This is a genomic window from Streptomyces sp. CHD11, assembly GCF_018638295.1.
Classification (GTDB): Bacteria; Actinomycetota; Actinomycetes; order Streptomycetales; family Streptomycetaceae; genus Streptomyces.
The window spans coordinates 16,698-42,862 of the sequence record NZ_JABTTS010000016.1 but is presented as its reverse complement, the minus strand read 5'-3'; the positions used below and the strand labels follow the sequence as shown (position 1 = coordinate 42,862).

The 26,165-nt window shown below is 70.9% G+C and carries 23 protein-coding genes, 1 tRNA gene and 1 pseudogene; 11 read left to right on the top strand and 14 right to left on the bottom strand.

What is annotated here, in order from left to right:
- Window positions 1-19: 19 nt before the first annotated feature.
- From HTV45_RS18110 to HTV45_RS18090, 5 genes are all read right to left on the bottom strand, one after another.
- On the bottom strand, window positions 20-304 hold the full coding sequence (locus HTV45_RS18110) for a hypothetical protein (RefSeq protein WP_215206840.1): 285 nt from the start codon (window positions 302-304) through the stop codon (window positions 20-22).
- Window positions 305-420: 116 nt separating this feature from the next.
- Window positions 421-2,574 carry a fructose-specific PTS transporter subunit EIIC gene (locus tag HTV45_RS18105; RefSeq protein WP_215206839.1) on the bottom strand — a complete coding sequence of 718 codons (2,154 nt, stop codon included), beginning with the start codon at window positions 2,572-2,574 and terminating at the stop codon, window positions 421-423.
- A 106-nt stretch (window positions 2,575-2,680) separates the two neighbouring features.
- Entirely contained in the window at window positions 2,681-3,628 is a 948-nt protein-coding gene (pfkB, locus tag HTV45_RS18100) for a 1-phosphofructokinase (protein ID WP_215206838.1), read from the bottom strand.
- Window positions 3,625-4,386 (bottom strand): DeoR/GlpR family DNA-binding transcription regulator, encoded by a 762-nt coding sequence (locus HTV45_RS18095; protein ID WP_215206837.1) that lies wholly within the window; start codon window positions 4,384-4,386, stop codon window positions 3,625-3,627. The genes pfkB and HTV45_RS18095 overlap by 4 nt, the downstream gene beginning before the upstream one ends.
- Window positions 4,387-4,621: 235 nt before the next feature.
- Window positions 4,622-6,139 (bottom strand): MFS transporter, encoded by a 1,518-nt coding sequence (locus HTV45_RS18090; protein ID WP_215206836.1) that lies wholly within the window; start codon window positions 6,137-6,139, stop codon window positions 4,622-4,624.
- Between the two features lie 63 nt (window positions 6,140-6,202).
- On the opposite strand from HTV45_RS18090, the gene HTV45_RS18085 reads away from it, so the two are divergent.
- Window positions 6,203-7,180: a YafY family protein gene (locus tag HTV45_RS18085; RefSeq protein WP_215206835.1), complete on the top strand. Its 978-nt coding sequence runs from the start codon at window positions 6,203-6,205 to the stop codon at window positions 7,178-7,180.
- A 406-nt stretch (window positions 7,181-7,586) separates the two neighbouring features.
- On the opposite strand, the gene HTV45_RS18080 is transcribed toward HTV45_RS18085, so the two are convergent.
- Both HTV45_RS18080 and HTV45_RS18075 read right to left on the bottom strand, forming a co-directional pair.
- Complete coding sequence (locus HTV45_RS18080; protein WP_308309701.1) at window positions 7,587-8,267, bottom strand: TetR family transcriptional regulator; 681 nt, start codon at window positions 8,265-8,267, stop codon at window positions 7,587-7,589.
- Window positions 8,268-8,691: 424 nt separating this feature from the next.
- Window positions 8,692-9,699: an RNA polymerase sigma factor RpoD/SigA gene (locus HTV45_RS18075; protein ID WP_215206834.1), complete on the bottom strand. Its 1,008-nt coding sequence runs from the start codon at window positions 9,697-9,699 to the stop codon at window positions 8,692-8,694.
- A gap of 193 nt (window positions 9,700-9,892) precedes the next feature.
- Here HTV45_RS18075 and HTV45_RS18070 point away from each other — a divergent pair, with 193 nt between their 5' ends.
- Entirely contained in the window at window positions 9,893-10,411 is a 519-nt protein-coding gene (locus HTV45_RS18070) for a GNAT family N-acetyltransferase (RefSeq protein WP_215206833.1), read from the top strand.
- Between the two features lie 48 nt (window positions 10,412-10,459).
- Here HTV45_RS18070 and HTV45_RS18065 read toward each other — a convergent pair whose 3' ends face one another.
- Window positions 10,460-11,221: a dioxygenase gene (locus tag HTV45_RS18065; RefSeq protein ID WP_215206918.1), complete on the bottom strand. Its 762-nt coding sequence runs from the start codon at window positions 11,219-11,221 to the stop codon at window positions 10,460-10,462.
- Between the two features lie 157 nt (window positions 11,222-11,378).
- On the opposite strand from HTV45_RS18065, the gene HTV45_RS18060 reads away from it, so the two are divergent.
- Window positions 11,379-11,894 (top strand): MarR family winged helix-turn-helix transcriptional regulator, encoded by a 516-nt coding sequence (locus HTV45_RS18060; RefSeq protein ID WP_215206832.1) that lies wholly within the window; start codon window positions 11,379-11,381, stop codon window positions 11,892-11,894.
- Between the two features lie 85 nt (window positions 11,895-11,979).
- On the opposite strand, the gene HTV45_RS18055 is transcribed toward HTV45_RS18060, so the two are convergent.
- Both HTV45_RS18055 and HTV45_RS18050 read right to left on the bottom strand, forming a co-directional pair.
- Window positions 11,980-13,524, bottom strand: a complete 1,545-nt coding sequence (locus HTV45_RS18055; protein WP_215206831.1) for an MFS transporter — start codon at window positions 13,522-13,524, stop codon at window positions 11,980-11,982.
- A 289-nt stretch (window positions 13,525-13,813) separates the two neighbouring features.
- The gene (locus HTV45_RS18050) at window positions 13,814-14,455 is read right to left on the bottom strand and encodes a TetR/AcrR family transcriptional regulator (protein WP_215206830.1); all 642 of its coding nucleotides are present in this window, start codon (window positions 14,453-14,455) and stop codon (window positions 13,814-13,816) included.
- Between the two features lie 261 nt (window positions 14,456-14,716).
- Here HTV45_RS18050 and HTV45_RS18045 point away from each other — a divergent pair, with 261 nt between their 5' ends.
- From HTV45_RS18045 to HTV45_RS18030, 4 genes are all read left to right on the top strand, one after another.
- Window positions 14,717-16,012, top strand: coding sequence for a M6 family metalloprotease domain-containing protein (locus HTV45_RS18045; protein ID WP_215206829.1), 1,296 nt, complete (start codon window positions 14,717-14,719; stop codon window positions 16,010-16,012).
- Between the two features lie 90 nt (window positions 16,013-16,102).
- Window positions 16,103-16,918: an SAM-dependent methyltransferase gene (locus tag HTV45_RS18040; protein ID WP_308309700.1), complete on the top strand. Its 816-nt coding sequence runs from the start codon at window positions 16,103-16,105 to the stop codon at window positions 16,916-16,918.
- Window positions 16,919-17,090: 172 nt separating this feature from the next.
- Window positions 17,091-17,163 (top strand) — tRNA-Arg (locus HTV45_RS18035).
- A 113-nt stretch (window positions 17,164-17,276) separates the two neighbouring features.
- A complete protein-coding gene (locus HTV45_RS18030; protein WP_215206827.1) occupies window positions 17,277-17,624 on the top strand; it encodes a hypothetical protein in 348 nt (115 codons plus the stop codon).
- 91 nt (window positions 17,625-17,715) lie between these two features.
- On the opposite strand, the gene HTV45_RS18025 is transcribed toward HTV45_RS18030, so the two are convergent.
- Together HTV45_RS18025 and HTV45_RS18020 are read right to left on the bottom strand one after the other, a co-directional pair.
- A complete protein-coding gene (locus HTV45_RS18025) occupies window positions 17,716-18,900 on the bottom strand; it encodes a tyrosine-type recombinase/integrase (RefSeq protein ID WP_308309699.1) in 1,185 nt (394 codons plus the stop codon).
- Window positions 18,901-18,954: 54 nt separating this feature from the next.
- Window positions 18,955-19,236 (bottom strand): helix-turn-helix domain-containing protein, encoded by a 282-nt coding sequence (locus HTV45_RS18020; RefSeq protein ID WP_215206826.1) that lies wholly within the window; start codon window positions 19,234-19,236, stop codon window positions 18,955-18,957.
- A 464-nt stretch (window positions 19,237-19,700) separates the two neighbouring features.
- On the opposite strand from HTV45_RS18020, the gene HTV45_RS18015 reads away from it, so the two are divergent.
- The 4 genes from HTV45_RS18015 to HTV45_RS18000 all read left to right on the top strand — a co-directional run bounded on the left by HTV45_RS18015 (window position 19,701) and on the right by HTV45_RS18000 (window position 24,268).
- Entirely contained in the window at window positions 19,701-19,934 is a 234-nt protein-coding gene (locus HTV45_RS18015; RefSeq protein WP_251692312.1) for an AlpA family transcriptional regulator, read from the top strand.
- 668 nt (window positions 19,935-20,602) lie between these two features.
- Window positions 20,603-21,769 carry a DUF3631 domain-containing protein gene (locus HTV45_RS18010; protein ID WP_215206825.1) on the top strand — a complete coding sequence of 389 codons (1,167 nt, stop codon included), beginning with the start codon at window positions 20,603-20,605 and terminating at the stop codon, window positions 21,767-21,769.
- A 419-nt stretch (window positions 21,770-22,188) separates the two neighbouring features.
- Window positions 22,189-22,560, top strand: coding sequence for a plasmid mobilization relaxosome protein MobC (gene mobC / locus HTV45_RS18005; protein WP_251692310.1), 372 nt, complete (start codon window positions 22,189-22,191; stop codon window positions 22,558-22,560).
- A gap of 4 nt (window positions 22,561-22,564) precedes the next feature.
- A complete protein-coding gene (locus HTV45_RS18000; protein WP_215206824.1) occupies window positions 22,565-24,268 on the top strand; it encodes a relaxase/mobilization nuclease domain-containing protein in 1,704 nt (567 codons plus the stop codon).
- On the opposite strand, the gene HTV45_RS17995 is transcribed toward HTV45_RS18000, so the two are convergent.
- A complete protein-coding gene (locus tag HTV45_RS17995; RefSeq protein ID WP_215206823.1) occupies window positions 24,269-24,823 on the bottom strand; it encodes a flavoprotein in 555 nt (184 codons plus the stop codon).
- Window positions 24,820-26,000 (bottom strand): annotated as a pseudogene (locus HTV45_RS17990) (heavy metal transporter CzcB). The gene HTV45_RS17995 and the pseudogene HTV45_RS17990 overlap by 4 nt, the downstream one beginning before the upstream one ends.
- Window positions 26,001-26,165 lie beyond the last annotated feature (165 nt).

Genomic DNA, 26,165 nt, shown 5'->3' with positions numbered 1-26,165 from the left:
CCCGGGGGCGGGGTGCGGCTCAGTCGTCCTCGCCGAAACGCCGTACCAGCCCGGCGAAGGCGTCGCGTTCCGCGTCGGTGAGGCGTACCGCCTCCGTCCGCGACCCGGTCCGCCGCTGGCGCGGGATCGTCGGGGTGCCGTGAGGCGTGTGTGCCTCGGCGGCCTCCACGTGCCGCTGTGTGCGCCTGCGCGCCCGCTCCCGCCGTCGCCGCAGGGCGTCGGCCAGACCCGCCGCGCAGGCCACGGCCATCAGGGTGAGGACGGTGGCACCCGTCGTTCGCGGACTCGTCTCGTGCTCAGACATGCGGCCCAGTACACACCACGGTCCGGGACTTGAGACCCGGACCGTGAGAATCGTGATCTATATCGCAGTAGGCATGAACCGCCCACACCTACCCAAACGGACGCACCGTCGCCGCCCTACGCGGTGACCGTCTGCCTGCCCTCCGACACCGGCACCGAGGCTCCCCCGGCCGCCCCCGCGCCCGCCGGAGCCGTCTTGCGCAGCCCCTTGAGGACGATCACCAGGGCCGCCGTGACGCCGACGCCCGCGGCGATCGCGACCAGGTAGAGGAACGGGTTGCCGATCAGCGGGACCACGAAGATCCCGCCGTGCGGGGCGCGCAGGGTGGCGCCGAAGGCCATCGACAGGGAACCGGTGACCGCGCCGCCCACCATCGAGGCGGGGATCACGCGCAACGGGTCGGCGGCGGCGAACGGGATCGCGCCCTCGGAGATGAAGGAAGCTCCCAGAACCCAGGCCGCCTTGCCGTTCTCCCGCTCCGTGCGGTTGAAGAGCTTGCCGCGCACCGTGGTGGCCAGGGCCATCGCCAGCGGCGGCACCATGCCGGCGGCCATCACCGCCGCCATGATCTTCATCGCGGAGTCGCTGGGACTCGCGACGGCGATCCCGGCGGTGGCGAAGGTGTAGGCGACCTTGTTGACGGGACCGCCGAGGTCGAAGCACATCATCAGGCCGAGCAGCGCGCCCAGCAGGACGGCGTTGGCGCCGGAGAGGCCGTTCAGCCAGTCCGTCATCCCCTTCTGCGCCTCGGCGATGGGCTTGCCGATGACGACGAACATCAGGAAGCCGACGACCGCCGCGGAGATCAGCGGGATCACCACCACCGGCATGATGCCGCGCAGCGCGGCCGGGATGCGCACCTTCTGGATCGCGATCACCACGCCACCGGCGATCAGACCGGCCGCCAGACCGCCGAGGAATCCGGCGTTGATGGTGAGCGAGATCGCGCCGCCGACGAAGCCGGGCACCAGGCCGGGCCGGTCGGCCATGCCGTAGGCGATGTAGCCGGCCAGGACCGGGACGAGGAAGCCGAAGGCGACGCCGCCGATCTGGAAGAGCAGGGCGCCCCAGCTGTCGGCCTGGGTCCACACGAAGTGGTCCATCACCGAGGGCGCCTCGTTGATCTCGTAGCCGCCGATCGCGAAGCCGAGGGCGATGAGCAGACCGCCGGCCGCGACGAACGGCACCATGTAACTGACGCCGGACATCAGCCACTTGCGCAGCTTGGTGCCGTAGCCCTCACCGGACTCGCCGCCGCGCTCGACGGGTGTGCCGCCGGAGGCGGCGGCCGTGACCTCGCCGCGCTCCGCCTTGCCTCTCACCTCGGTGATGAGGTCGGTGGGGCGGTTGATGGCCGCCTTGACCCCGGTGTCGACGGTGGGTTTGCCGGCGAAGCGGTCCTTCTCCCGTACGGGCACGTCGTGGGCGAAGATCACACCGTCCGCCGCCGCGATCACGGCCGGGTCGAGCCGGGTGAAGCCCGCCGAGCCCTGGGTCTCGACGACGATCTCGACGCCCGCATCCCGGCCCGCGTTCTCCAGCGACTCGGCCGCCATGTAGGTGTGGGCGATACCGGTGGGGCAGGAGGTGACGGCGACCACCCGGAACGGGCGGTCCGCGCCGGGCGTGCGCCGGTCCTGGTCAGGCGCCGCCCTGTCCGGATCGGGCGCCGCCCTGTCCGGGTCAGGCGCCGCCCTGTCCGGGTCGGGCGTGCGCCGGCCCTGGTCAGGGACGGTGGTGGTGTCCGTGGCGGTGCCGGCGGAGGCCGCCGCCGGCACCGCCACGGAGTCGGCGGGCCGCGCGGACGGCTCAGCGTCCGCGGAGCCGGGTTCCTCGCCCCTGATCAGCGCCGCCGCGGCCGCCGCCGCGTCCACCGACCGCAGGGCCTCGGTGAACCGCGGGTTCGTCAGCTGCCGGGCCAGCGACGACAGGATCGTGAGGTGGGCGTCGTCCGCGCCGGCCGGGGCGGCGATCAGAAAGATCAGGTCGGCGGGCCCGTCCGCCGCGCCGAAGTCGATTCCGGCCGCGCTCCGCCCGAAGGCGAGGGTCGGCTCGGTGACATGCTCGCTGCGGCAGTGCGGGATGCCGATGCCGCCGTCGAGACCGGTCGGCATCTGGGCCTCGCGGGCGGCGACGTCGGCGAGGAAGCCCTCCAGGTCGGTCACCCGGCCCCGGGCCACCATGCGCTCCGCGAGGGCACGGGCCGCCGCTTCCTTGGTGTCGGCGGACAGGTCGAGATCGACCAGGTCCGCGGTGATCATCTCGCTCATCGCGGGCTCCTTCGCACGCATATCGCCCGTACAGCGGGGTGGGCGGGGGAGGGGACGGGGGTGAGACAGAAGGGAACGGGGAGGGGACCGGCCGCTGCGGGGACGTTCATGACACCGGCTCCCTCAGCACCCGGTCCACGGGAACCTCGGCCGTGACGGTCACCGCGGCCGGGTCCAGGTCGCCCGGTGTCGGCATCACGCTGCCGGGCAGCTGGACGGCGGCGGCTCCGTGGGCGACGGCGGAGGCGAGCGCCGAGGGCCCGCGCCCGCCGGCGACGAGGAACCCGGCGAGCGAGGAGTCGCCCGCGCCCACGTTGCTTCGGACGGTGCCCACGGGGGCGGCGCCGAACCAGGCGCCGTCGGCGTCCACGAGCAGCTGCCCGTCGGCGCCGAGGCTGGCGAGTACGGCCCGGGCGCCCGCCTCGCGCAGCTCCCCGGCCGCCTTCATCGCGTCGCCCACCGTGGTCAGCGGACGCCCCACGGCCTCGGCGAGTTCCGCGGCGTTGGGCTTCACCACGTCCGGGCGCTCGCGCAGGGCGGCGAGCAGCGCCGGCCCCGAGGTGTCCAGGGCGATCCGTACACCGGCGGCGTGCACCCGGGCGACCAGTTCGGCGTACCAGGAGGGCTCGAGTCCACGCGGCAGACTGCCGCAGCAGGCGATCCAGTCGGCGCCCGGTGCCTGCCGGCGCACGGTGTCCAGGAGCAGTTCCCGCTCGGCCGGCGTCAGCCGCGGGCCGGGCGCGTTGATCTTCGTCAGTACGCCGTCGGCTTCGGCGAGCGCGATGTTGGACCGGGTGGCTCCGGCGACCGGGACCGGGGCGACCTCGATGCCCTGCGCGTCGAGCAGGTCGGCGACCAGGGCTCCGGGTGCGCCGCCCAGGGGGAGCACGGCGACGGTGCGCCGGCCGGCCGCGGTGACGGCCCGCGAGACGTTGACCCCCTTGCCGCCGGGGTCGACGCGTTCGCCGGTGGCCCGGACGACCTCGCCCCGGTCCAGCGAGGGAACCTCGTAGGTGCGGTCCAGGGACGGATTGGGGGTGACGGTGAGGATCATGCGCGTACTACTTCCGTGCCGCCGCGTTCGATGTCGGCGGCGTCCTGCGGGCTCAGCCCGGTGTCGGTGATCAGCAGATCGACGTCGCCCAGATCGCCGAAGCGGGCGAAGTGCTCCTGGCCGTGCTTGGAGGAGTCGGCGAGCAGCACCACGCGGCGGGCGGCTGCCACGGCCGCCCGTTTCACGGCGGCCTCGGCGAGGTCGGGGGTGGTCAGCCCGTACTGGGTGGAGAACCCGTTGGCGGCGACGAACAGGACATCCGCGCGGATCTCGCCGTACGCCCGCAGCGCCCAGGCGTCCACGGCGGCGCGCGTACGGTGCCGGACGCGCCCGCCGACCAGGTGGAGCTGGATGCCGGGATGGTCGGCGAGGCGGGCCGCGATGGGCAGGCTGTGGGTGACGACGGTGAGGGCGGCGTCCACCGGCAGGGAGCCGGCCAGCCGGGCGGACGTCGAACCGGCGTCGACGATCACGGTGCCGTCGGCAGGAAGTTCCGCGAGGGCGGCGCGGGCGATGCGGTCCTTCTCGTCGGCGGCGGTGGTCTCCCGCTCGGCGAGGTCCGGTTCGAGGTCGAGGCGTCCGGAGGGGATGGCCCCGCCGTGCACCCTGCGGACCAGTCCGGCGCGGTCGAGTGCTTTCAGGTCCCGGCGGATGGTCTCGGCGGTCACCTGGAAGGTCTCGGCCAGCGAGATCACGTCCACCCGGCCGCTGTCGCGGGCGAGCCGGAGGATCTCCTGCTGGCGTTCCGGTGCGTACATGTCCGGCTACCTCTCGGTCCATTCATGCCCGAACGTGTGGTTCAGCTCGGAGAGTACGTCGAGATGTCCGGAAAGTAAACAGGAACAGGCATGAGCAGGCACGAACGGACTTCCGTTTGTGTCTGTTCTTCCCGTTCGCGGGACACGGGCGAGACCCGGCCCCGGGGGTCCGCTGCCGCTGGATCCACCGGATGCCGGGCCCCGCCCGTGCGTTCGCCGTCCGCTCAGGACGTGCTCAGGACACCAGCTCCCGCTCCTTCTCCACCGCCGCCGAGGACTCTTCCGCGGCCCCCTCCACATGCTGGGCCGGGCGTTTCGGCAGGGCGAACATCAGCAGGAAGATCACGACCAGCACCGCGGCCACCCAGCCCAGCGCGTGCTGGAACCCGTTCACGAAGGCCGGGCCCACCTCGGCCGGGGCGAGCCGCTCGCCGATCACTCCGAAGAACACCACCGACACCAGGCCCAGACCCAGCGCGTTGCCCATCTGCATCACGGTGTTGATCAGCCCGGAGGCCGACCCGGCGTGCTCACGCGGCACCTCGGAGAGCACCGCGTCGGTCAGCGGAGCCACGATCAGGCCCATCCCCACGCCCATGACCACCAGCGGCAGCGCCATCTGCCAGGAGTCGATGGACTGGCCGTACCGCTCCGCCTCCCACAGGTAGATCAGCACACCGGCCGCCATCACCAGCGCCCCGGCCTGGAGCACCTTGCGCCCGTAGCGCGGGACGAGCAGCTGCACCGACATCCCGGCCGCCGCGGACACCGCGAGGGAGAACGGCACCCCGGTCAGCCCGGCCCGCAGCACACTCCACCCCAGGCCGATCTGCAGGTACAGCGTCCACACCAGGAAGAAGATGCCGAGGCCGACGCCGAACACCGTCTGCACCGCGATGCCCGCCGCGAAGCTCTTCACCCGGAACAGCGACAGCTCGATCAGCGGGGAGCCGTCCCGCGCGCTCTTGCGCCGCTCGTGGACCACCAGCGCCCCGAAGACCACCAGCGAGCCCGCCATCGACACGTACCCCCACACCGGCCAGCCCAGCTCGCGGCCGCGGGTGAGCGGGTAGAGCAGCATCAGCAGTGCCAGTGTCACCAGCGCAACGCCCACCAGGTCCAGCTTCAGGGCGCGCGGCGCCTTCGACTCGGTGATGAAGCGGCTGCCGAGGAGCAGGCCCGCGACGCCGACCGGCAGGTTGATCAGGAAGATCGGCCGCCATTCGAGGCCGAAGAGGTTCCACTCGGTCAGCAGCGCGCCGAGCAGCGGGCCGGACACCGCGCCCAGACCGACGATCGCGCCGAACAGTCCGAACACCTTGCCGCGTTCGTGCGCCGGGAAGGTCGCGTGCACGATCGACAGCACCTGCGGCACCATCAGCGCCGCCGTGGCGCCCTGGAGGATGCGGGAGGCGACCAGCATCTCGGGGTTCACCGCGAACCCGCACAGCGCGGAGGCGAGGGTGAAGCCGCCGATGCCGATGAGGAAGATCCGCTTGCGGCCGTGGATGTCGCCGAGCCGGCCGCCGGTGACGAGTCCGGCGGCGAAGGCCAGCGCGTAACCGGCGGTGATCCACTGGATCTGGCTGAAGGTGGCGCCCTCGTCGCGCTGGATGGACGGGATCGCGATGTTGACGATCGTGACGTCGACGAGGTCCATGAAGGCCGCGGTCATCACGATCGCCAGCGCGAACCAGCGACGGCGGTCGCCCGCGTCGGGCCGCGGTGCGTGCGGGGTGTCGGTGTAGGTCATGTCCCGGAACCTAGAACCCCAATAGGCCAGACCGTGTCCTCATTCCGAGGCATCCTCGGTTCCATGACGACGGACACACCGGCCAGGCTCCTGACCCTCCTCTCCCTCCTCCAGACGCCCCGTGAATGGTCCGGCGGCGAACTGGCCGGCCGGCTCGGGGTCTCCCGGCGCACCATCCGGCGGGACATCGACCGGCTGCGCGGCCTCGGCTATCCCGTACAGGCGTCCCTGGGCGCGGAGGGCGGCTACCGGCTCGTCGCCGGCAAGGCGATGCCGCCCCTGGTGCTCGACGACGAGGAGGCGGTGGCCATCGCGGTCGGGCTGCGGGCCGGTGCCGGGCACGCGCTGGAGGGCGTCGACGAGGCGTCCGTGCGGGCACTGGCGAAGCTGGAACAGGTGCTGCCCGGCAGACTGCGCCACCGGGTCAGTACGCTCCAGGCCGCGACCACCCCGCTGACCAGCGGCGACGGCGCGAACATCGCCCCGGAGACACTGATCGTCATGGCCTCCACGGTGGCCGGGCGCGAACGTCTGCGGTTCGCCTACCGGGCGGCCGACGGCACGGAGTCCCGGCGGGTGACGGAACCGTACCGGCTGGTGTCGACCGGGCGGCGCTGGTATCTCGTGGCGTACGACCTCGACCGCGCGGACTGGCGGACGTTCCGCGTCGACCGGGTCAGCGACCCCTTCGCGACCGGAGCACGCTTCACCCCCAGGGAACTGCCGACGGGCAGCGCGGCGGAGTATCTGCGCCGGTCCATGCAGCGGGCGCAGGAGTCCTACGAGATGGTCGTCACCTTCGCCGCACCGGCGGCGGCGGTCGCGGCCCGCCTCCCGGGCTGGCTGGGCACACCCGAGCCGCTGGACGGGGACAGCTGCCGCCTTCGGGCGACGGTGGGCGACGCCAAGGAATGGATGGCGGTACGGCTGGCCATGCTGGGCCACGACTTCACCGTGCACGAACCCGCGGAACTCGTCGCGGCGGTGAGCGAGCTGGGCGCCAGGATGACCCGGGCGGCGACAGTCACCGGCGAACCGTGACCGACAGCCGCCGACTCCCCCGTCGGGCGTACGGCATGACAGTCGCCCGTGACCCGGCACCGGGCGGCGAAGATCCGTGCCACAGCGGCCGGCACCGACGCCCCCGAGCCGACAGCGGCAGCGACAGCCGCAGCGGCTCCCGATCCAGCGGCGGCCCGGGTCCGCCGGCACGGGTGACCGAGGGCCGCCGGCACGGGTGACGGTGTGCCCCGGCACCCCGGCCCGCTCGTGGTCCTGGTGGGCCGAGCGGCGTCAGCCCTTCCGCGAACCGGTGTCAGGTGCCTGGCGGGGCGTCGCCCCTCAGGAACTCTGTGTCACGCTCCCGGGGCTCAGGAACTCTGTGTCACGTCCCCGGGCGCGCCCCTCGGGACATCAAAAGCGGTGTTCACGGCGACCCCGGCGGCCATCAGGTCCCCCACGGGAAGTCCCGCAGCGTCTGCAGGTTGGCCACCGCCAGTTCGGCGGGCCCCCGCGGCCCCTCCGCGGGTCCGTCGCCCGCCGCCCAGTTCTCCACGGCCGTACGCACGGCCGCACTGGCGATGGCCGCCGCGAAACCCAGCCGGCTGCGGTCGGCGACGTCGCCCGCGTCGTACGGGAAGCGGCCGGCCGTCAGCCGTTCCGTCAGCGCCTCGGCCAGGTTCCTCTCGGACGCCTGGCACGCCTCCGCCCACACCCTGCCCAGGGCCGGGTTCGCCTGCGCCAGCCGGATCAGGGTGCGGACCCAGTCCCAGGAGGCCACCGAGACTCCAAGACCGGGCGTCAGCGTATGGCGCACGGCGTCCTGAAGAACCTGTGGCAGCGGCACCTCGGCCGGGGCGGCACGGACCGCCTCGACCCAGCGCTCGGCGCCGGCCGTGTAGAGCGGGCCGATGGCCTCTTCCTTGCTGGCGAAATACCGGTAGAAGGTGCGCGGGGCGACGCCGGCCGCGTGGGCGATGTCCTCGGCTCGGGTGGCCCGCAACCCCTGCCGGACGAAGAGGCCCGCCGCCGTGCGGGCGATCCCCATACGGGTCTCGGCCTTGCGCCGTTCGGTCAGCGACGGCGTGGGGGGCGGGAGATGGGGCGGGGTCGGGATGGTGCTGCTCACCTACGGCAGGCTATGCCCCTGTGGCACAATCTGCCATCTGGCGGGCCACCCCGGGGTTCAGGTTCGGGGTGACCCGCTGTCAGCCCACGGGCGGCAGAGAGCCGGGCCCGGCACCCGGGGGGAGGGGTGCCGAGCCCGGCCTTGGGAAGTCCCGGCGCCGGGGGGGTGTGCGTCGGGACGTGGCTCATGTGGAACGGATCGGTTCGCGTCGGTCCGGTCCGGATCCGGCATTCGGACCCGGAGGCCGGCGTCCCCGAGGCCCGAACTCCTGGGCTCTGGATTCTTGTTCCCTGGGCCCAGTGGGTTGAAGCGGCGGGGAACGGCCATGTTTTGCGCGGTCTTTCGCCACCCGGCGTACGCGGCCGGGGTGCCCACGCTACCGCGAAGGACGGCGGCAGCCACCCCGGCGCGGCGAAGCCGGAGGTCACGCGGCCGCGTCGAAGCCGGTGTCGCGGGCCAGCTTCTTCAGCTCCATCAGTGCGTGCTTCTCGATCTGGCGGATGCGCTCGCGGGTCAGGCCGTGCTCCTTGCCGACCTCGGTCAGTGTGCGCTCGCGGCCGTCCTCGATGCCGTAGCGCATCTTGATGATGGAGGCCGTGCGCTGGTCGAGACGGCCGATCAGGTCGTCGAGCTCCTCGCTGCGCAGCAGCGTCATCACCGACTGCTCCGGCGACACCGCCGAGGTGTCCTCCAGGAGGTCACCGAACTGGGTCTCGCCCTCGTCGTCCACCGACATGTTCAGCGAGACCGGGTCACGGGCCCAGTCGAGCACGTCGACGACACGCTCCGGTGTGGAGCCGAGCTCCGCGGCGATCTCCGAGGGCTCGGGGTCGCGGCCGTGCTCGCGGTTGAACTCGCGCTGCACACGCCGTATCCGGCCCAGCTCCTCCACCAGGTGGACGGGCAGCCGGATGGTGCGCGACTGGTCGGCTATGGACCGCGTGATGGCCTGACGGATCCACCAGGTGGCGTACGTCGAGAACTTGAAGCCCTTGCGGTAGTCGAACTTCTCGACCGCGCGCACCAGGCCGGCGTTGCCCTCCTGGATCAGGTCGAGGAGGGGAAGGCCGCTGCGCGGGTACCGGCGGGCCACGGCGACGACCAGACGCAGGTTGGACCGGATGAAGACGTCCTTCGCCCGCTCGCTCGCGTCGTACAGCGCCTCGAGTTCCTCGACGGTGGCTCCGGTCTTGTTCTCCTCGGCACCGTCCAGGATCTGCTTCGCGAACACACCCGCTTCGATGATCTGGGACAGCTCGACCTCCTTGGCGGCGTCGAGCAACGGCGTGCGCGCGATCTCGTCGAGGTACATGCCGACCAGGTCGCGATCGGCGATCTCGCCGCTGTGGGCGCGAACAGCGCGAACACTGCTTGCCGCGTCGGCCGTCTCGCCGGAGGCGGACTTACGACGGGCGACGGCACGGGTTGCCATGCGTGCTCCCTTGCGATGATGTGGTCAGCGGGTGGTCCTGCGGACGCTCGGCACGATCTGCAGGTGTCTTCCGGACTCTGCTCGGGTGCCCGCATCCGTAGGAAACAACGACTGGAATCCGGACAGAATTCCCAACCCGACCCCCGATTTTTCTGATCATGCAGTACCCTGTCGGGCCACGCGGGGAGGTGCGATGCCGTCGGAGCACACGGAGATCCAGGTCAGGCCGGGCGGAGAGGGTGACCTGGCGGCCCTCACCGACCTGTACAACCACTATGTGCGTGAGACGGCGATCACGTTCGACACCTCGGCGTTCACCCCGGAGGAGCGCCGCCCTTGGCTGCTCTCCCACCCTGTAGACGGCCCGTACCGCCTGATGGTTGCCACGGACACCGGTTCGGGGCGCATTCTGGGGTACGCCACGTCGAGCCCCTTCCGTCCCAAGCCCGCGTACGCGACCTCCGTGGAGACCACGGTCTACGTCGCCCCCGGTGCCGGGCGGCGCGGCATCGGCACCCTGCTCTACAAGGCCCTGTTCGAGGCCCTGGACAGCGAGGCCGTGCACCGCGCCTACGCCGGCATCGCCCATCCGAACGACGCCTCGACGCGGCTGCACGAACGCTTCGGCTTCCGGCATGTCGGCACCTACCGCGAGGTGGGCCGCAAGTTCGGCCGCTGGTGGGACGTGGCCTGGTACGAGAAGGAGCTGTAGCCCGCCGAAGGGCCGCGGCCCCGCGGCGGGCCCCGCACCGGCGGCGGCTCAGCCGAACTGCACCGAACGCTTCGCCAGTCCCATCCAGAACCCGTCGATCACGGACTTCTGTTCCCCGAGTTCACCGGCCGCGTCCGCGGCCCCCATGGTCACGAAGAGGGGGGCGAAGTGCTCGGTACGAGGGTGGGCGAGCCGGCCCGCCGGGGACTTGCGGGTGAAGTCGAGCAGCGCGTCCACGTCCTTCCCCGCCAGCGCCTCCCTGCCCCAGGCGTCGAACTCCGTGGACCAGGCGGGGATGCCGCCCTGTCGCAGCGCGGCCAGGTTGTGGGTGAAGAACCCGGAGCCGATGATCAGGACGCCCTCGTCGCGCAGCGGCGCGAGCCGGCGCCCGATCTCCATCAGCCTCACGGGGTCCAGTGTCGGCATGGAGACCTGGAGCACCGGGATGTCGGCGCCGGGATACATCTCGACCAGCGGCACGTACGCACCGTGGTCCAGGCCCCGGTCGGGGACGTCCTGAACGGGCATGCCCGGTGCGCGCAGCAGCTTGCGCACGGAGTCGGCGAGGGCAGGGGCACCGGGGGCGCCGTAGGTGACCTGGTAGTAGTGCTCGGGGAAGCCCCAGAAGTCGTAGACGAGGGGGACCTGCTCGGTGGCGCCGAGGGCGAGCGGGGCCTCCTCCCAGTGGGCGGAGACGACGAGGATCGCCTTCGGCCGCGGCAGGCCCGCGGACCAGGCGGCGAGCTCACCGGGCCAGACGGGGTCGTCGGCCAGCGGCGGGGCGCCGTGGCTGAGGTAGAGCGCGGGCATGCGCTCCTGAGTGGCGGCGGTCATGACGGCGACTCCCTTCGGCGGGCTTCCCTGAGATCGGTGGAAGCGGACGAGTTATTTGAACTCTCAACTTCCACCACTCACCGTACGCGATTTTTGTTTAACATTCAAGGAGGTTCGTCGTACAGTGGAATACATGACGACGGCACCCACATCCCCCGGCGCCGGGAAACCGCGCTGGCTCACCGACGAGGAACAGCGCGTCTGGCGCGCGTACATCGACGCCACCACCCTCCTGGAAGACCACCTCGACCGTCAGCTCCAGCGTGACGCGGGAATGCCGCACGTGTACTACGGGCTGCTGGTCAAGCTCGCCGAGGCCCCGCAGCGCCGCCTGCGGATGACCGAACTCGCGATGTCCGCGAAGATCACCCGCTCCCGTCTCTCGCACGCCGTCGCCCGGCTGGAGAAGAGCGGCTGGGTACGCCGTGAGGACTGCCCCTCCGACAAGCGGGGCCAGTTCGCCGTACTGACCGACGAGGGCCTCGAGGTGCTCGGCCGGCACGCGCCCGGTCATGTGGAGGCCGTACGCCAGGCCGTGTTCGACCGGCTCACCCCGGAACAGCAGAAGTCCCTCGGCGAGATCATGCGGATCGTCGCCGAGGGACTTCAGCCGAGCGAAGCGGGTGCGGACCTGCCCTGGCTCCGCTGACGAGCGGAGCCGGGGCAGGTCCCGGGAGCCGTACGGAGGAGGCGTCCCCTCCTCCTCCGCACGGTGGTTCGGGTGGGACAGGCCGTCAGTGCATGGCCACCGGCACGGGCATCTCGTCCCGGTCGGCCTCGCCGGCGGATCCGGCGACCGCCGTACCGCCCGGCCGGCCCGCGTTGATCAGGGTCAGGGCGATGGCCGCGGCCAGCACCAGGATCCCGACCGCGACCCAGATCGCGCTGGTGTAGCCCTCCACCTGCCCCTGGAGCTGGATCAGCTGCTGCTCGGACCGGCTCGTGGCATCACCGATGCGGTCGGCGACGTAGGACGTGGTGGCCGAGGCGGCGATCGTGTTCAGCAGGGCCGTACCGATCGCGCCGCCCACCTGCTGCGAGGTGTTGACCATCGCGGAGGCGACACCCGAGTCACGCGGCTCCACGCCCAGGGTGGCCAGCGACATGGCCGGCATGAACGCCGTACCCATACCGAGGCCGAGCAGCAGCATGCCCGGCAGCAGCACGGCCGCGTACGAGGTCTCGATCTCCAGCTGGGTCAGGAAGAGCATGCCGAGCGCGGCGACCAGGAAACCGGGGCCCATCAGCAGCCGGGGCGCGACCCGGGTCATCAGCCGGGTGCCGATCTGCGTCGACCCCACGATCATGCCCGCGATCATCGGCAGGAAGGCGAACCCGGTCTTGACCGGCGAGTACCCCTGCACGACCTGGAGGTAGTAGGTGAGGAAGAGGAACAGGCCGAACATCGAGATGATCGCCAGGCCCAGCGAGAGGTAGACCCCGCCCCGGTTGCGCTCGGTGATCACGCGCAGCGGCAGCAGCGGCGCCTTGACCCGGGCCTCGACGATCACGAAGGCGGCCAGCAGCACGGCGGACGCGACGAACATGCCGACCGTCACCGAGTCGCTCCAGCCCTCGGACTCCGCGCGGGTGAAGCCGTAGACCAGCGCGACCAGGCCCAGGGTGGACAGCACCACACCGGGGATGTCGAGCGGCGAACGGTTGCGGCCGCCCGCGGGCTCACGGATGACGAAGTACGCGCCGGCCGCGGCGACGAGGGCGAACGGGATGTTCACGAAGAACGTCCAGCGCCAGTCCATGTACTCCGTGAGGAAACCACCGAGGATCAGACCCACGGCACCACCACCGCCGGCGATCGCGCCGTAGATGCCGAACGCCTTGGCCCGCTCCTTGCCGTCGGTGAACATCACCGCGAGCAGGGACAGCGCGGCGGGCGCGAGCAGCGCGCCGAACGCGCCCTGCAGCGCACGGGCGCCGAACATCATGGCCTCGTTGGTGGCCGCGCCGCCGAGCGCCGAGGCCAGCGCGAAACCGCCCAGCCCGAGCACGAAGGCACGTTTGCGCCCCCACAGGTCGGCTATCCGGCCGCCGAACAGCAGCAGACCGCCGAAGGCGAGGGCGTAGGCGGTGACCACCCACTGGCGGTTGCCGTCCGAGATGCCCAGGTCCTGCTGGGCGGAGGGCAGGGCGATGTTCACGATGGTCGCGTCCAGGACGACCATCAGCTGGGCGAGCGCGATGAAGACGAGCGCTTTCCAGCGGTTGGCGTCCGGGGCGCCGCTCAGGGCCTTCCCGGCCGTCGGGACTGTTTCGGACATGGGGTTACCCACTTCGGTACTTGTGACGGAAATCGAGACTGTGTAAGGAAAAATCGGGTGTCTTCGGAGACACGACTCACCCCTGGGACGACCGTTCGGGACGGAGCCCGCCCGCGATCAGGACGGGCGGCTCGTGTGTGACGTCGGTGGCCTGCGCAGTCGGCGACGCTTGTGGCGTCGGTGCGCATACGCCGCCAGTGACATGTGTGGCGTCAGCGGCGACAGTGAGGCATGCGGCGTCTGTGATGTCTGGATGAGTCCGTGGCGTGTCTGTGGTGTCAGGGCTCGCTCAGCAGCGCAGATCCTCCACGGTCACCGCCGCACCCGGCAGGACACTCGGCGCGGGCGCCCGCATCCCGTCCAGGAACAGCTGCAGATGGCGGTGGACGAAGCGGTCGGCGCTCCCGCAGCCGGTACCGGCCGGGGGCCGGCTCAGCTGGGCGACGCCCACCATCAGATCGCCGTACTCCACGTCGGCTCGGAGCTGACCGGCCGCCTTGGCACGGTCCATCAGCTGTGCGACGAGGCTCTCGGCTCGCCGGCGTGCGTCCTCCAGGTCGGAGTGGTGTTGGTCGAAGGTGCTGGAGATCATCGGGCAGAGCGCGCCGATCCGCTCGTCTGCGGCCGTGTGCGCGAAGCGCTCCAGCGCCTCGAAGGCGTCCCCGCTCTCACTGAGCGCCTGCTCGGCCGCCCGCACCGTACGGTCCATCACGGAACAGACGACCTCGCGCACCAGCGCGTCGCGGTCGGGGAAGTTGCGGTACACCGTGGCATTGCCGACGCCGGCCCGGCGGGCGACCTCGTCGAGCGGCACGTCCGGCCCGAACTCGACGAACATCTCCCGGGCGGCGGCGACGATCCGCTCCCGGTTGCGCAGGGCGTCGGCGCGAGGCCGGGACGCCTTGCGCGTAAGGGGGGTCGCGGTCTGCACGGTGCACTCCTCGGTGTGGCTGCGTATCGGCGAATCCGGGGAGTGGATCCCCGTTTCGCGCGGACACAGGTCTAAACGGGGAAGGGATCCCCGCTTATTTCCCCCGGGCGGAACCAATTCCTGTGACGCACACCACATCTTCTGGCGCGGAGCGCCGCACGATCGGCCCTCCCAGCGGGCGCCCCACCACCCGGCGACGCAGGGTGATCAAGAGGGTGCAGTCGGAGACGGGCGGCTGCCGTGTGGAGCGGAGGTCCCCGCATGCAGCCGCAGCCGAGCCGACGCCGGATATCCCCGCGCCGCCTGGCCGCCCTGGCGTCCGTGTCCGCCCTGACCCTCGCCCTGTGCACCTCGGCCGGCAGCGGCCACCTCTCCCCCGGCCCCTCCGTCCCCGGCGCCGGCCCGAGCGCCCTCTCCCGCACCTCCGCACACGGCCCCTGCCTGATCGGCAGCGCCCGGGAGGTCCAGATGTCCGAGGGCATCCCCACCGACCCCGGCTACGCCCGCTCCACGGGCACCGTCCGCGCCCTCACCCTGATGATCGACTTCTCCGACGCGCCCGGCGAGGGGGACGCCCTCGACCGCTACCGGGAGTTCTTCCCCCAGACCCGGGAATGGTTCGCCACCAGCTCCTACGGCCGCCTCGACTACCGCCCCGAGCTCCCCGTCCCCGACTGGCTGCGGATGCCCAAGTCGTTCCGCGCGTACGGCATAGAGCGCGGCGCCCCCTTCGACCCCGGCTACCGCGAACTGGTCCGCGACATCGTGGCGGAGGCCGATCCCGAGGTGGACTTCCAGGCGTACGACCTGCTCAACGTGCTGGTGACCCCCAACGCGGGCCCGGCCGCCCTCGACACGGTCCTGTCCGTCACCTTCGCCGGCAACGGCGAGGCCCCGAAGGCGGACGGCGGCCCCGTCTCCAACGCGTCCTTCGTCTACTCCCGCCAGGACGACGGCTCCGGCTCCTACGCCCGCACCGGCTACCGCGTCCTGCCGCACGAGAACGGCCACGTCTTCGGCCTGCCCGACCTCTACACCGCCGAGGGCGGCGGCGCGGTGGGCCACTGGGACATCATGAGCGAGGACTGGGGCGCCAACAACGACTTCCTCGCCTGGCACAAGTGGAAACTGGGCTGGCTGGACGCCTCCCAGGTCGGCTGCGCGGCGAGCCGGGGCACACGGGAGTACCGGCTCACCCCCCTGGCCCGCACGGGCGGCCCGAAACTCGTCTTCATCCCCCTCGGCCCCCACTCCGGCTACGCCGTCGAACTGCGCACCCGCGCCGGCAACGACGAGGCGGTCTGCCGCCCCGGCATCCTCGTCTACCGCGTCGACGCGGACGTGGACACCGGCATGGGCCCGATCACCGTCCACGACTCCACCCGGGACAGCGGCGGGTGCACCCGCGCCCCGAACGTCCACGCGGAGCTGTCGGACGCCACCTTTACGCCCGGCCAGACCTTCGCCGACCGCGCCGAAGGCATCCGTGTGGCGGTGGTGGAGGCGGAGAACGACACCTACCGGGTACGGGTGACACGCACCGCGGCCGCCCCCTGAACCCGACCTCCCCGAAACGACATGACTGCCGACGACTCCCGGCGTAGGTTGCTGCGTGACCCCCAGCCCGCCCAGCTCCGGAGGACGTCCGTGACGGAGATTTCCGCGGCATCGATCGAGGCACGAGGACGCATCAGGACCGATCAGCCGCACACGGCCCGCATCTGGAACCACTGGCTGGGCGGCCGGGACAACTACGAGGTCGACCGGGCAACCGGCGACCGGATCCGCGAGCTCCACCCCGGCATCGGCGACTACGCCCTCGCGGACCGCCGGTTCCTCGGACGCGCCGTGCGCCACCTCGCCGGCGAGTGCGGGACACGGCAGTTCCTCGACATCGGCACCGGCCTGCCCACCGCCGACAACACCCACGAGGTCGCCCAGCGCGTCGCCCCCGAATCCGCCATCGTCTACGTCGACAACGACCCCATCGTGCTGGCCCACGCCGGGGCCCTGCTCACCAGCACACCGGAAGGCCGCACGACCTACCTCGACGAGGACCTGCGCGACGTCGACACCATCCTGGAACAGGCCTCCGCGACCCTCGACTTCACCCGGCCCGTGGCACTCATGCTGCTCGGCGTCGTCATCTTCGTCGAGGACGACGAGGAGGCGCACGGCCTCGTGCGGCGCCTGATGGACGCCCTGCCCTCCGGCAGCCACCTGGTCCTCTCCCACACCATCACCCGCCCCGACATGCCGGACGTGGACGCGGCGGTGGCCTTCTGGAACGAGAACGGCACGCCGAGACTGACCCAGCGCACCCCGGAGGCCGTCACCCGCTTCTTCGACGGCCTGGAGCTCCTCGAGCCCGGCGTCGTCTCCTGCAACCGCTGGCGCCCGGACGACGGCACCGGCCTGCCGGCCGAGGTGGCCATGTTCGGCGGCGTCGCCCGCAAGCCCTGACCACCCGGCCCACCGGGACGCCGATCCGGTACCCTGTGGATCGAGCGCCCCGGCGGGCGCTGCGGCACACGTCCCGGGTTCCACCCGGCCCACACCGCAGCCGTCAGCCAGGACACTCAGGACTTGACACCGGACCCGGCACCCACCACGGTCCCGATCAAGCTCCACCTACGCCTTCGTAGCTCAGGGGATAGAGCACCGCTCTCCTAAAGCGGGTGTCGCAGGTTCGAATCCTGCCGGGGGCACAGAGAAACACCTGGTCAGAGGCCCTTCCGTCCGTCGGGCGGGAGGGCCTTCGTACTCGCAGCACACATATGGCACACATGCCGCTGCGAGCAGCGGTGGGGAGCTGTGCGAAATGCCCGCGAAGGACGAGCTGGCTCGTCGCCGGTACGAGAAGCTGGTTGAGCGGCTTGAGTCGCTGATGCGGGGCGCTCTGAAGCCCGAGTACGAGGGCTACTACGGACAGCTGATCCTCGGCGCGGACGATCTTGCAGAGATGGGCGAACTCAAGGACGTCCGGCGTGCCGCCAGGGAGGCGGGACGGCGTCTCGACTGGAAGACGACCACGCACCTCGTCGGCGGCAGGCTCTTCGTGCTCGACGAGCGTGAGGTGCCCGAGAGGATCGAGCGGTTGGCTGGGGATGCTGCCGCTGCTGCGATGGACCGGTTCTGGGAGGAAAGCCGTCGGCCGCGACTGACCTGATACAAGGCAGAGACGCAAGGGGCCACCCCACCGCTCAGCGCGGCGGGGTGGCCCTTTCTGCTACGGCTCCCCGGCACGGATCAGGCACACATCACGCGGAATCTTCCTCCAGGGCCGCCACCATTTCGGCGGCCTCGCGAGCCTTCCTCGCCGCCTTCTCCAGCCTGGCCTTCGCCTTGGCCAACTGCTTGGCGCGGCGCTTGTGCATCTTCTTCGAGACCTCGTCCAGGCGGTCCGGGAAGAGGTGCCCGTACGTATCCAAAGTCAGCGTCGCGGACTTGTGGCCCAGCATCGTCTGTACGACGTTGACGTCCGCGCCGCTGGCGATGGCAAGCGAGGCTGCCGTGTGCCTCAGCTTGTGCGGGGTGACCTTGAGCTGCCCCAGCCCGGCCTTCGTGACCGCCGGCGCGAAGAATCGCTGGCGGAAGTTGCGGGCTCGCAGCGGCCCACCCTGCGGGGCGGTGAAGAGCAAGTCGTCATCCCTCCGCCCCTGGACGTGGGGCTTCAGCTCGTCGGCAAGGAACCGCGGGATCGGTACGGACCGGCGCTCGTGGTTCTTAGGGGTGTCGAGGTAGAGCTTGCCGTTGTCCTCGGCGTACGCCTCCACGATGTGAGCCCGGCAGGCGTCCAGGTCGACCCGACCCACCCTCAGCGCGGACGCCTCGCCCCAGCGCAGGCCGGTGTAGGCCAGCAGCAAGATGAACACCCGGTAGGCGCCTGACGCGTTGGCCAGGGCGTCGACCTGCATGTCGTCGAGGTACACGTGGTCCGCCGGCATCGCCTTGGGCAGGGGCACGCCGACAGCCGGGTTGACCGCCAGACGACGAGCCTTGACCGCGTAGCCCAGAACGCGACTGAGGACAACGTACGCCTTGCGGACCGACAGGGGACTGAGCTGCCTACTGCCGGTCGCCTCGCCGGACAGCAGATCCGCGAGCCACTCCGCGATGTCCTCGAAGTGGATGCGGTCCAGCGGGGTGGTGCCCCACTTGGGGATCACGTGGACGTCGAGAACACCGCGGTAGCGAGCCCTGGTTGAGCGCTTGAGATGAAGCTGCGCTGCCAGCCAGGACTCCGCCACCTCTGCGAACTTCACGCGGGCGGCGGCCGGATCACGGTAGGAGCCGTCGTTGAGACGGGACTCCATCCTCGTCCGCTCGGCCTCGGCGTCGACCTTGCGGGTGAAGGTCTTCATCTTCGGCTTGCCGTCGGGGTCGTACCAGCGCACGCGGTAGCGCCCCGGCGGCGTACGCCCCGCCCTCTTGGCATCCGCCACGGCCCGTACGTACGCCGCGTGGCCTATGCGGTCCTCAATCCAGACCCGCGCCAACTAGCACCCCCTCCGGTCATCACCAGACGCCGACGGGAGCGGCAGGAGCAGGGCCGCGGGTGAAACGCCGAGCGCTGTGGCGAGGGCAACGAGGTCGTCTACGTCGCAGCGGCGACGGGCGCGCTCGGTACGGCTGAGGGCGGTGTTGGCCATCGGGCGGCCCAGTGCGGTGCAGCGGGCGGCGAGTTGGTGCTGGGTCAGTTCGCGCACGAGGCGTAGGTGCTCGATGGCGCGGGCGGTATGGAGGCCGGCGGGGCCTATTTCGACAGGTCGGTTGGGCATGACAGATAGCTTTAACTTGCAGCCGGCCGTCATGGCAAGAGTTAGTTCTTAAACTCTCCAAAAGGCGTCCGTGGGCGAAGTGGTGTTCGTCTCGTCGAATTCCGGCACATCACGAGCCGTTTCAGCGGGGAGGTTGTGCTACCTTCCCTCCGCGTCAAAAATGTGGGCGATTTGAGCGGCTATCAGCTGCGGTGTCCGGAAGGCTGACCGTGTCGCTGCTGACTGCTAGACGCTGCCTCTGAGCTGCTGATGTATCGGATTCCGACACCTCAGCCGGTCGCTTCTCCACAGAAAATTCCTGCTTCCGCGAGAGCGATTTCGGCAACCGGGGATCCGCCCTTACTGTTTTGGTCTTCCCGGCCACGCCGAGAGAAGTAGCCGGGGGTTCAGAATCCACTCTGGACGCTTCCGCTGGTGGTGTGGCTGTGTTGCCCACGCCTGCCATCCAAAACCTTGATTCCGATATGGAGACCTCATTGCCGAACCACTCCCCGCGCCTTGTCGGCGCCGCGCGTGACCAGCTCGCCACTCCCACCGACGTGGCCGCCTACCTCGGGGTGCCGGTGAAGACGCTCTACCAGTGGAAGTACCGGGGCATCGGCCCCGGCGTCCACAAGGTCGGCCGTCACCTGCGCTACCGCTGGCGGGAGGTGGACGCGTGGCTGGACGCCCAGACGTCGTACGACCTCACGGCCTGACCCAGCGCCCGGCGCGGACAACGGAACGGCCCCCGGCGCGCCAACGCCGAGGGCCGCAGACTCCCCAACTGATCGCCCATCACTGAACGAACGAACTGGTGAGGGGCGGGACCTAAGCCCGTCCTGCCCCTCACCGGAGAGGAACGCCTATGGAGGACCCTACGTCCCCCAGCACCACGAACACCTCCCCCACCGACTGGCCCACTCCCGCCGTCCCCGGCAAAGGCATCCCCTGGCACCGCCGGGACCAGACGCACACACCGTCCCCCGCGTCGGGGACCGCCGAACACTCGGCGGATGCGCAAGCACACGGGGACCGTCCCCGGCCGTCTGCCGATGCCGCTGTTGGGGACCGTCCCCGCGACGTACCCGGTGCCCGGTCCCCGCACGTCCCGGTCCCCGTATCAACATCCGACGCAAACCCGCAGGCCAGCGGCGTGAGATCGGGGATCGGTCCCCAGGAGGCTGCAGTTGCGCCAGGGGACCGTACGCACGGTCCCCGCAAGTCGCCGGGGACCGACAGCCCCGTGGCGGACATCGCCCAGCAGGAGGGGACCGGTCCCGTCGACACACGGGGACCGCATCAGGAGGTCGGTCCCCGGGCTCCTCGGGGACCGGCAGACCCGGGGGAACGGGGTTCCGGTGAGGGTGCGGAACTGCTGGATGAGTTGCGGGCAGCGATCGGCAAATACGTCGTGCTGCCCAGTGACGAGGCGCTGACCGCGGTCACCCTGTGGGTGGCGGCCACGCACATCCAGACCGTTCTGCAGCACGCGCCGCGTCTGGCGGTCGTCGGCCCGACAAAGGGCTGCGGCAAGTCCCGGGTGCTGGACGTGCTCCACGAGACCGTGCACCAGCCGATCATGACGGTGAACATGTCCACAGCCGTGCTCTTCCGCGTCATCGGCAAGGTCCCGCGCACGATCCTGGTGGACGAAGCCGACACCATCTTCAGCAAGACCGGCGAGAACGAGGAACTGCGCGGCCTGCTGAACGCCGGACACCAGCGCAACCGGCCGGCCTGGCGCATCTCCGGTCCGGAGCACAAGCCGACCCCGTATCCGACCTTCGCCATGGCCGCACTGGCCTCGATCGGCGACCTGCCCGACACGATCACGGACCGGGCAGTCGTGCTCCGCATGCAAAAGCGCAGGCCGAGCGAGAAAGTGACCCCGTTCCGCTCGCGCTACGCCACACCGGAACTGAACGCGCTGCGGGACAAGCTGGCCGCCTGGCTAGGACCGCTACGCGGCACGGCCGGCCGGATGGCGCCGGCCATGCCGGTGGAAGACCGGGCGGCGGACACCTGGGAACCGCTGGTCATCATCGCCGACTTGGCCGGCGGCCACTGGCCTGCCAGCGCCCGTGCGGCCTGCGTGGCGATGACCCGGTTCGAGGCCGTCCAGGACGAGCAGACCAACCTGAAGACGCGGCTGCTGCGCGACATCCACCGTGTCTTCGAGGCACACGGCAACCCCGAGGCCCTGTCCTCCCTGGATCTGGTCACCGCCCTGCTCCAGGATCCCGACGCCCCCTGGGCGGAGCACGGCACCAAGGGGCTCAACGTCTACCACCTGGGCAGAATGCTGCGGGACTTCGACATCCGCCCGGCCAACTACCGGTTCGACAAGGCCAGGCAGGCCAAGGGGTACGCCCGTAACCGGTTCCTGGACAGCTGGGCCCGGCACTGCCCCGATCTCACCGAGACGGCGCCCGCCCCCGCGCACGACGCCACGCCCGCGCCCCGGGCCCAGGGCAAGCCGCCTGCCGCCCCGACGGGCTCGGTGCCCGTCGGGCCGCCCGGCGGCTCCGCCGGCCCCAAGCGCACCCGCTGACCCGCCTCCCAGGTCGGTATCACTGCGTCGCATCCGTCCCCGCGCAGGTCAGCGCGGGGACGGATGTCCTCATCGGGACGGACTTCTCCGTACCTGCCCGAGTGTCCGTACCTGTCCTGACCAGGCATGGGACGCATGCGACGCACGTGACACACCTCCCGCCCCCTCAGCACCGGAGCACCACCATGCACGAGCAGCACCACGAACTGCCCATACCTCAGGAGCAGATGCACACCACCTCAGCCCCAGACAGCGCAGCAAGTTGTCGGGTAAGGAGTCCTTACCCGGCCTCCGCCCCGAGGGGGACGGCGGCGTCCGGCGCAGCGCCGGAGTCGGCCGGCCCGGGGGGACCGACCGGGGAAGGAGACGAGACCAAGTCGTCGTCGCGCACTGTGCAGCCGTACGCGCCGCGTCGCCGATTGCGTCAGTCGCGTCTGCGTGAGCGCCGAGTCCATCCCCGTTACAGCGACAGCGAGTTCGCCGAACTCGCACGCGCCGCCGACATCAGCATGATGCCGGTCGGCGGTTACGTCGCCGAGGCGTCCCTGGCCGCCGCCCGCGCCGAGGACCCCACCGCAGCCGTCGCCGACTACCGCGCCACGGTCAAGGCGCTGATGGCCGCCAACAGACAGCTCGGCGGCGTCGGCAACAACCTCAACCAGCTCACCTGGCACCTCCACAAGGACGGCGCCTGGCCCCAGCTCGACACGGTCCACCGCCTCCTGGAACGCATCGAAGCGACCATCGCCACCGTCGACACCGCAGTCGCCAACGTCGTAGAAGGGCGGTGAGCCAGTGATACCGAAGATCATCCTCGGCCAGGGCGACACCCGTCGCCTGATCGCCTACCTCTCCGGCAAGGGCACCGCCAACGAACACGTCGACCCGCACCTGGTGGCGTCCTGGAACGACTTCGCCCCCGACCCCGGCCGCAGCCCCCACCGCGACCCCAAGGAAGTGGAGAAGCAGCTCCACACGCAGCTCGACCAGCCGGTGGCCATGCTCGGCCGTCGGGCACCCAAGACGACCGTCTGGCACTGTCCGGTCCGCGCCGCCCCCGAGGACCCGATCCTGACCGACGCCCAGTGGGCGGAGATCGCCCGGCGGATCGTGGCCGCTGCTGGCATCGCCCCCGCCGGGGACACGGAAGCATGCCGCTGGGTAGCCGTACGGCACGCCGACGACCACATCCACATCGCAGCCACCCTCGTCCGCCAGGACGGCCGACGCCCCAAACGCGACCACGACATCCGTGCCATTCAGAAGGAAGCCCGCCAGATCGAAATCGACTACGGGCTCCGCCGGTTGAAACCTGGCGACGGCACCGCTGCCAAACGCCCCACCAGCAAGGAAGTCTTCAAGGCCAGGCGCCTTGGCCAGGACGCCACGTCCCGCGAGATCCTGCGCTTGCGTGTCCGCCGCGCGATGGCCGCCGCCTCCACCGAGGCCGAGTTCTTCGCCCTGCTGGAGGCGACGGGTGTGACCGTGCGCCTCAAGCTAGGCCCTTCCGGCGACGCGCTCGGCTGCAACTTCGCCCTGCCCGGTGACACCAACGACAAGGGCGAGCCCGTGTTCTACGCGGGTTCCACCCTCGCCGGCGACCTCTCCCTGCCCAAGATCCGCCAACGCCTGGCCACCACCAGCCCCGAACCGGTGGCTGTCCGGCCGGGCAACCCCTGGCACCAGGTCACCGCCGCCATCGAACGCATCCCCCACCACCTGGCCCACAGCGACGACGAAGCGGCCCAGGGCCAGTTGGCCGCGCTCGGCGGAGCACTCGATCTGCTCCCGCTCACGGCCCCGGCCGCAGCGCGGGCCGAACTCGAACGAGCCGCCGTCACCTTCGAGCGCGCCACCCGGTCCCGCATCGCCGCCGACCATGCCAGCGCCCGCGTCCTGCGTCGCAGTGTCCAGGCGATCTGGAAGGACCCAGCGCGGCGTGAGGACCGCGCCGGGCTGGCGATGCTGCTGGACGTCGCTCTGACTGCGGTCGCCTACGCGATGCACTGGCACCGCGCCCGCCAGCACGCCCAACAACAGGCAGCGGCCGAACAGACCCTCATCCACCTGCAGACCGCGTACGCCCAGATCGCCGGCCCCGTCCTCACCGGCCTCGCCAGCCGGGCGCCCACCCCGCAGACCCAGCACCGCTACGCCTACCACCTGCAACAGGCGGTCCCCGAGCATGCCGAGCATATTCTCGACGACCCCGCCTGGAACGCCCTCGCCTCCGTGCTCGCCGAGGCAGAGGCCGCAGGCCACAACGCGGCCACCCTCCTGGATCAGGCCCTCGACCAACGAACCCTGGACGACGCACGCAGTCCGGCTCGCGCCCTGACCTGGCGAGTCCGCCGTCTGGGCCAACGCCACGCACCCAGCCCACGAGCCCAGGCAGCCAACGCAGCCGACGCCCGGCGTACCGTGCAACGCCCCACTGCTCCGCCCAACATGACCCCATCGGCTTCGTCTCCGGAGTCCTCGAAGGGACAGCGGCGCTGATTACGCCCGCGCGGACAGCCGGGGAGCGAGAAGTTCCAGCGCCTCCTCCCAGCGGAAGCGGTCGGCCCCGCCGCCGGCTTTCGGCTTGTGTGGCTCGTACGAGCCGATCAGAACGCCCATCCCGCGTAGCCGTTCCAGGCTCTGCTGGTACGCGGGGTGGGCAGCCTGAGCCGCGTTGAGGTACGGCACGACGGCCGTGGGGATTTTCATGTCGTACGCCTCGCACAGGATGCCCAGGGCGAGGGTGTCGGAGATACCTGCGGCCCACTTGTTGACCGTGTTGAAGCTGGCCGGCGCGACTGCGATCGCGTCCGCGGGCGGGAGCGGCCGGAGCTCACCGGGTGTGCGCCAGGCGAAGCGGATCGGATAGCCGGTCTGCGTCTCGATCGCCTCGGTGTCGAGGAAGCCCAGGCCCTGCGGGGTGGCGACAACCCCGACGTCCCAGTGGCGCTCCTGGGCTGCGGTGATCAGCTTGCCGACGTCGCCGGCGATACCGCAGGCGCAGACGACGACGTACAGGAAGGGCTTCTTCTCTGGGGCGTTCGGCTCGGTCACGCGGGGGCTCCCAGTTGGCGACTGAAGTGGTGCAGTTCCGGAAGGGTACGGCGCCGGTCGCGGGCAGCCATGTCGGCGACCAGGTCGCGCACGGCGGGGCGACGGACGTCCTGAGCAGCGCAGGTCTCGGCGATGCGCAGGGCCTGGTAGCCATCGGAGAGACGGCCCTGCTGGCTGTAGGCACGGGCGGCCTCCACCCACAGAGCGGCACGACGCTCGGGGACAGGGATGTGCCGGCGCATGAGCGGGCGGGCTGCTTGGAGAGCAAGCCCGGAGTCGCCGAAGGCCACCAGAGCGCTCAGCTCGTGGAGAGCGACGTTGGTGGGGCTGAAGTTGGCCCAGGCATCGGCCCTGTCGAGGGACACGTACCGTGCCACCTCTTTGGCCTCGGCGAGGAACTCCTCGGTGGCCGTGCGGTCGCCACCGCCGCTGGCCGCGGTCACCCCACGCAGCAGCAACAGCCCTACGGCCGCCAGGTACTTCGGGGAACGGCGATCGTAGGAGCCGGTGAGCTGGTCGGCCGTGTGCCGGACGAGGGTGACGGCCTGGGTGGTGTGCTTCTCGCGGGCCAGGACATGGGCCTGCACCCGGACACTGGAGGCGAGGACCACCGGATCACCGGAGCGTTCGGCCTCGGCCATCGCTCGGCCGACCGCGAGCCAGGCGTTGCCCTGGTCGTGCTGTTTCAGCAGGAGGCTGGTCGAGGTCTGGTAGGTAGTGGCCAGCAGTGCGGACAGTACGTCGCTGTCCACCACACCGCTGGAGGCCAGCCTGAGGTCGGCGATCAGGCCCGGCAGAGCGCGTTCCAGTTTCACGTAGTCGCACGTGTAGAAGAGCCTGCGGGCCGCGCCGACACGCTCACGCAGAACCGCTGTATCCACGGGGGCACCGGTATTCGCCAGGCCGAGGCCAGGCAGAAGGGCCTGGACCAGGTCGTCGTGGGCGGCGGTTGCTGTGGCGGGGGTCGCGAGCGCTGCGATGCTCGCGGCGAGGAAGGTACGGCGGTGCATCTCTTCAGCTTCGGGATCGGTGGTAACGGCATCGTGAACGACGGCGAGGCCCAACTGCTCGGGTGGAATCCTGAGTTGGCGACGTCCTTCTGCGAGCGTCGGTGTAACACCCGCGCCTGACGGATCGCTTCGCCGATCCGTCTCGCTTCGCTGTGTGCCTCGGCCATCTGCCACGGCCCCTTCCGCCGTCGCCGATCCTGCCTGCTCAACCGAGCGTAGATCAGCCGCACTTCTCCGTGATGCAGCTCCTGCATAACCGATGCAGCGCCAGCACCGGAGCTAACGACCCACCACGACGAACTGATTGCGTGAAGTGGCCGCACCAACCTCGG

Coding starts and splice junctions, on each gene's coding strand:
- HTV45_RS18110 (WP_215206840.1), bottom strand. CDS start 304: ATGTCTGAGCACGAGACGAGTCCGCGAACGACGGGTGCCACCGTCCTC.
- HTV45_RS18105 (WP_215206839.1), bottom strand. CDS start 2,574: ATGAGCGAGATGATCACCGCGGACCTGGTCGATCTCGACCTGTCCGCC.
- pfkB (WP_215206838.1), bottom strand. CDS start 3,628: ATGATCCTCACCGTCACCCCCAATCCGTCCCTGGACCGCACCTACGAG.
- HTV45_RS18095 (WP_215206837.1), bottom strand. CDS start 4,386: ATGTACGCACCGGAACGCCAGCAGGAGATCCTCCGGCTCGCCCGCGAC.
- HTV45_RS18090 (WP_215206836.1), bottom strand. CDS start 6,139: ATGACCTACACCGACACCCCGCACGCACCGCGGCCCGACGCGGGCGAC.
- HTV45_RS18085 (WP_215206835.1), top strand. CDS start 6,203: ATGACGACGGACACACCGGCCAGGCTCCTGACCCTCCTCTCCCTCCTC.
- HTV45_RS18075 (WP_215206834.1), bottom strand. CDS start 9,699: ATGGCAACCCGTGCCGTCGCCCGTCGTAAGTCCGCCTCCGGCGAGACG.
- HTV45_RS18070 (WP_215206833.1), top strand. CDS start 9,893: ATGCCGTCGGAGCACACGGAGATCCAGGTCAGGCCGGGCGGAGAGGGT.
- HTV45_RS18065 (WP_215206918.1), bottom strand. CDS start 11,221: ATGCCCGCGCTCTACCTCAGCCACGGCGCCCCGCCGCTGGCCGACGAC.
- HTV45_RS18060 (WP_215206832.1), top strand. CDS start 11,379: ATGACGACGGCACCCACATCCCCCGGCGCCGGGAAACCGCGCTGGCTC.
- HTV45_RS18055 (WP_215206831.1), bottom strand. CDS start 13,524: ATGTCCGAAACAGTCCCGACGGCCGGGAAGGCCCTGAGCGGCGCCCCG.
- HTV45_RS18045 (WP_215206829.1), top strand. CDS start 14,717: ATGCAGCCGCAGCCGAGCCGACGCCGGATATCCCCGCGCCGCCTGGCC.
- HTV45_RS18030 (WP_215206827.1), top strand. CDS start 17,277: ATGCCCGCGAAGGACGAGCTGGCTCGTCGCCGGTACGAGAAGCTGGTT.
- HTV45_RS18020 (WP_215206826.1), bottom strand. CDS start 19,236: ATGCCCAACCGACCTGTCGAAATAGGCCCCGCCGGCCTCCATACCGCC.
- HTV45_RS18015 (WP_251692312.1), top strand. CDS start 19,701: ATGGAGACCTCATTGCCGAACCACTCCCCGCGCCTTGTCGGCGCCGCG.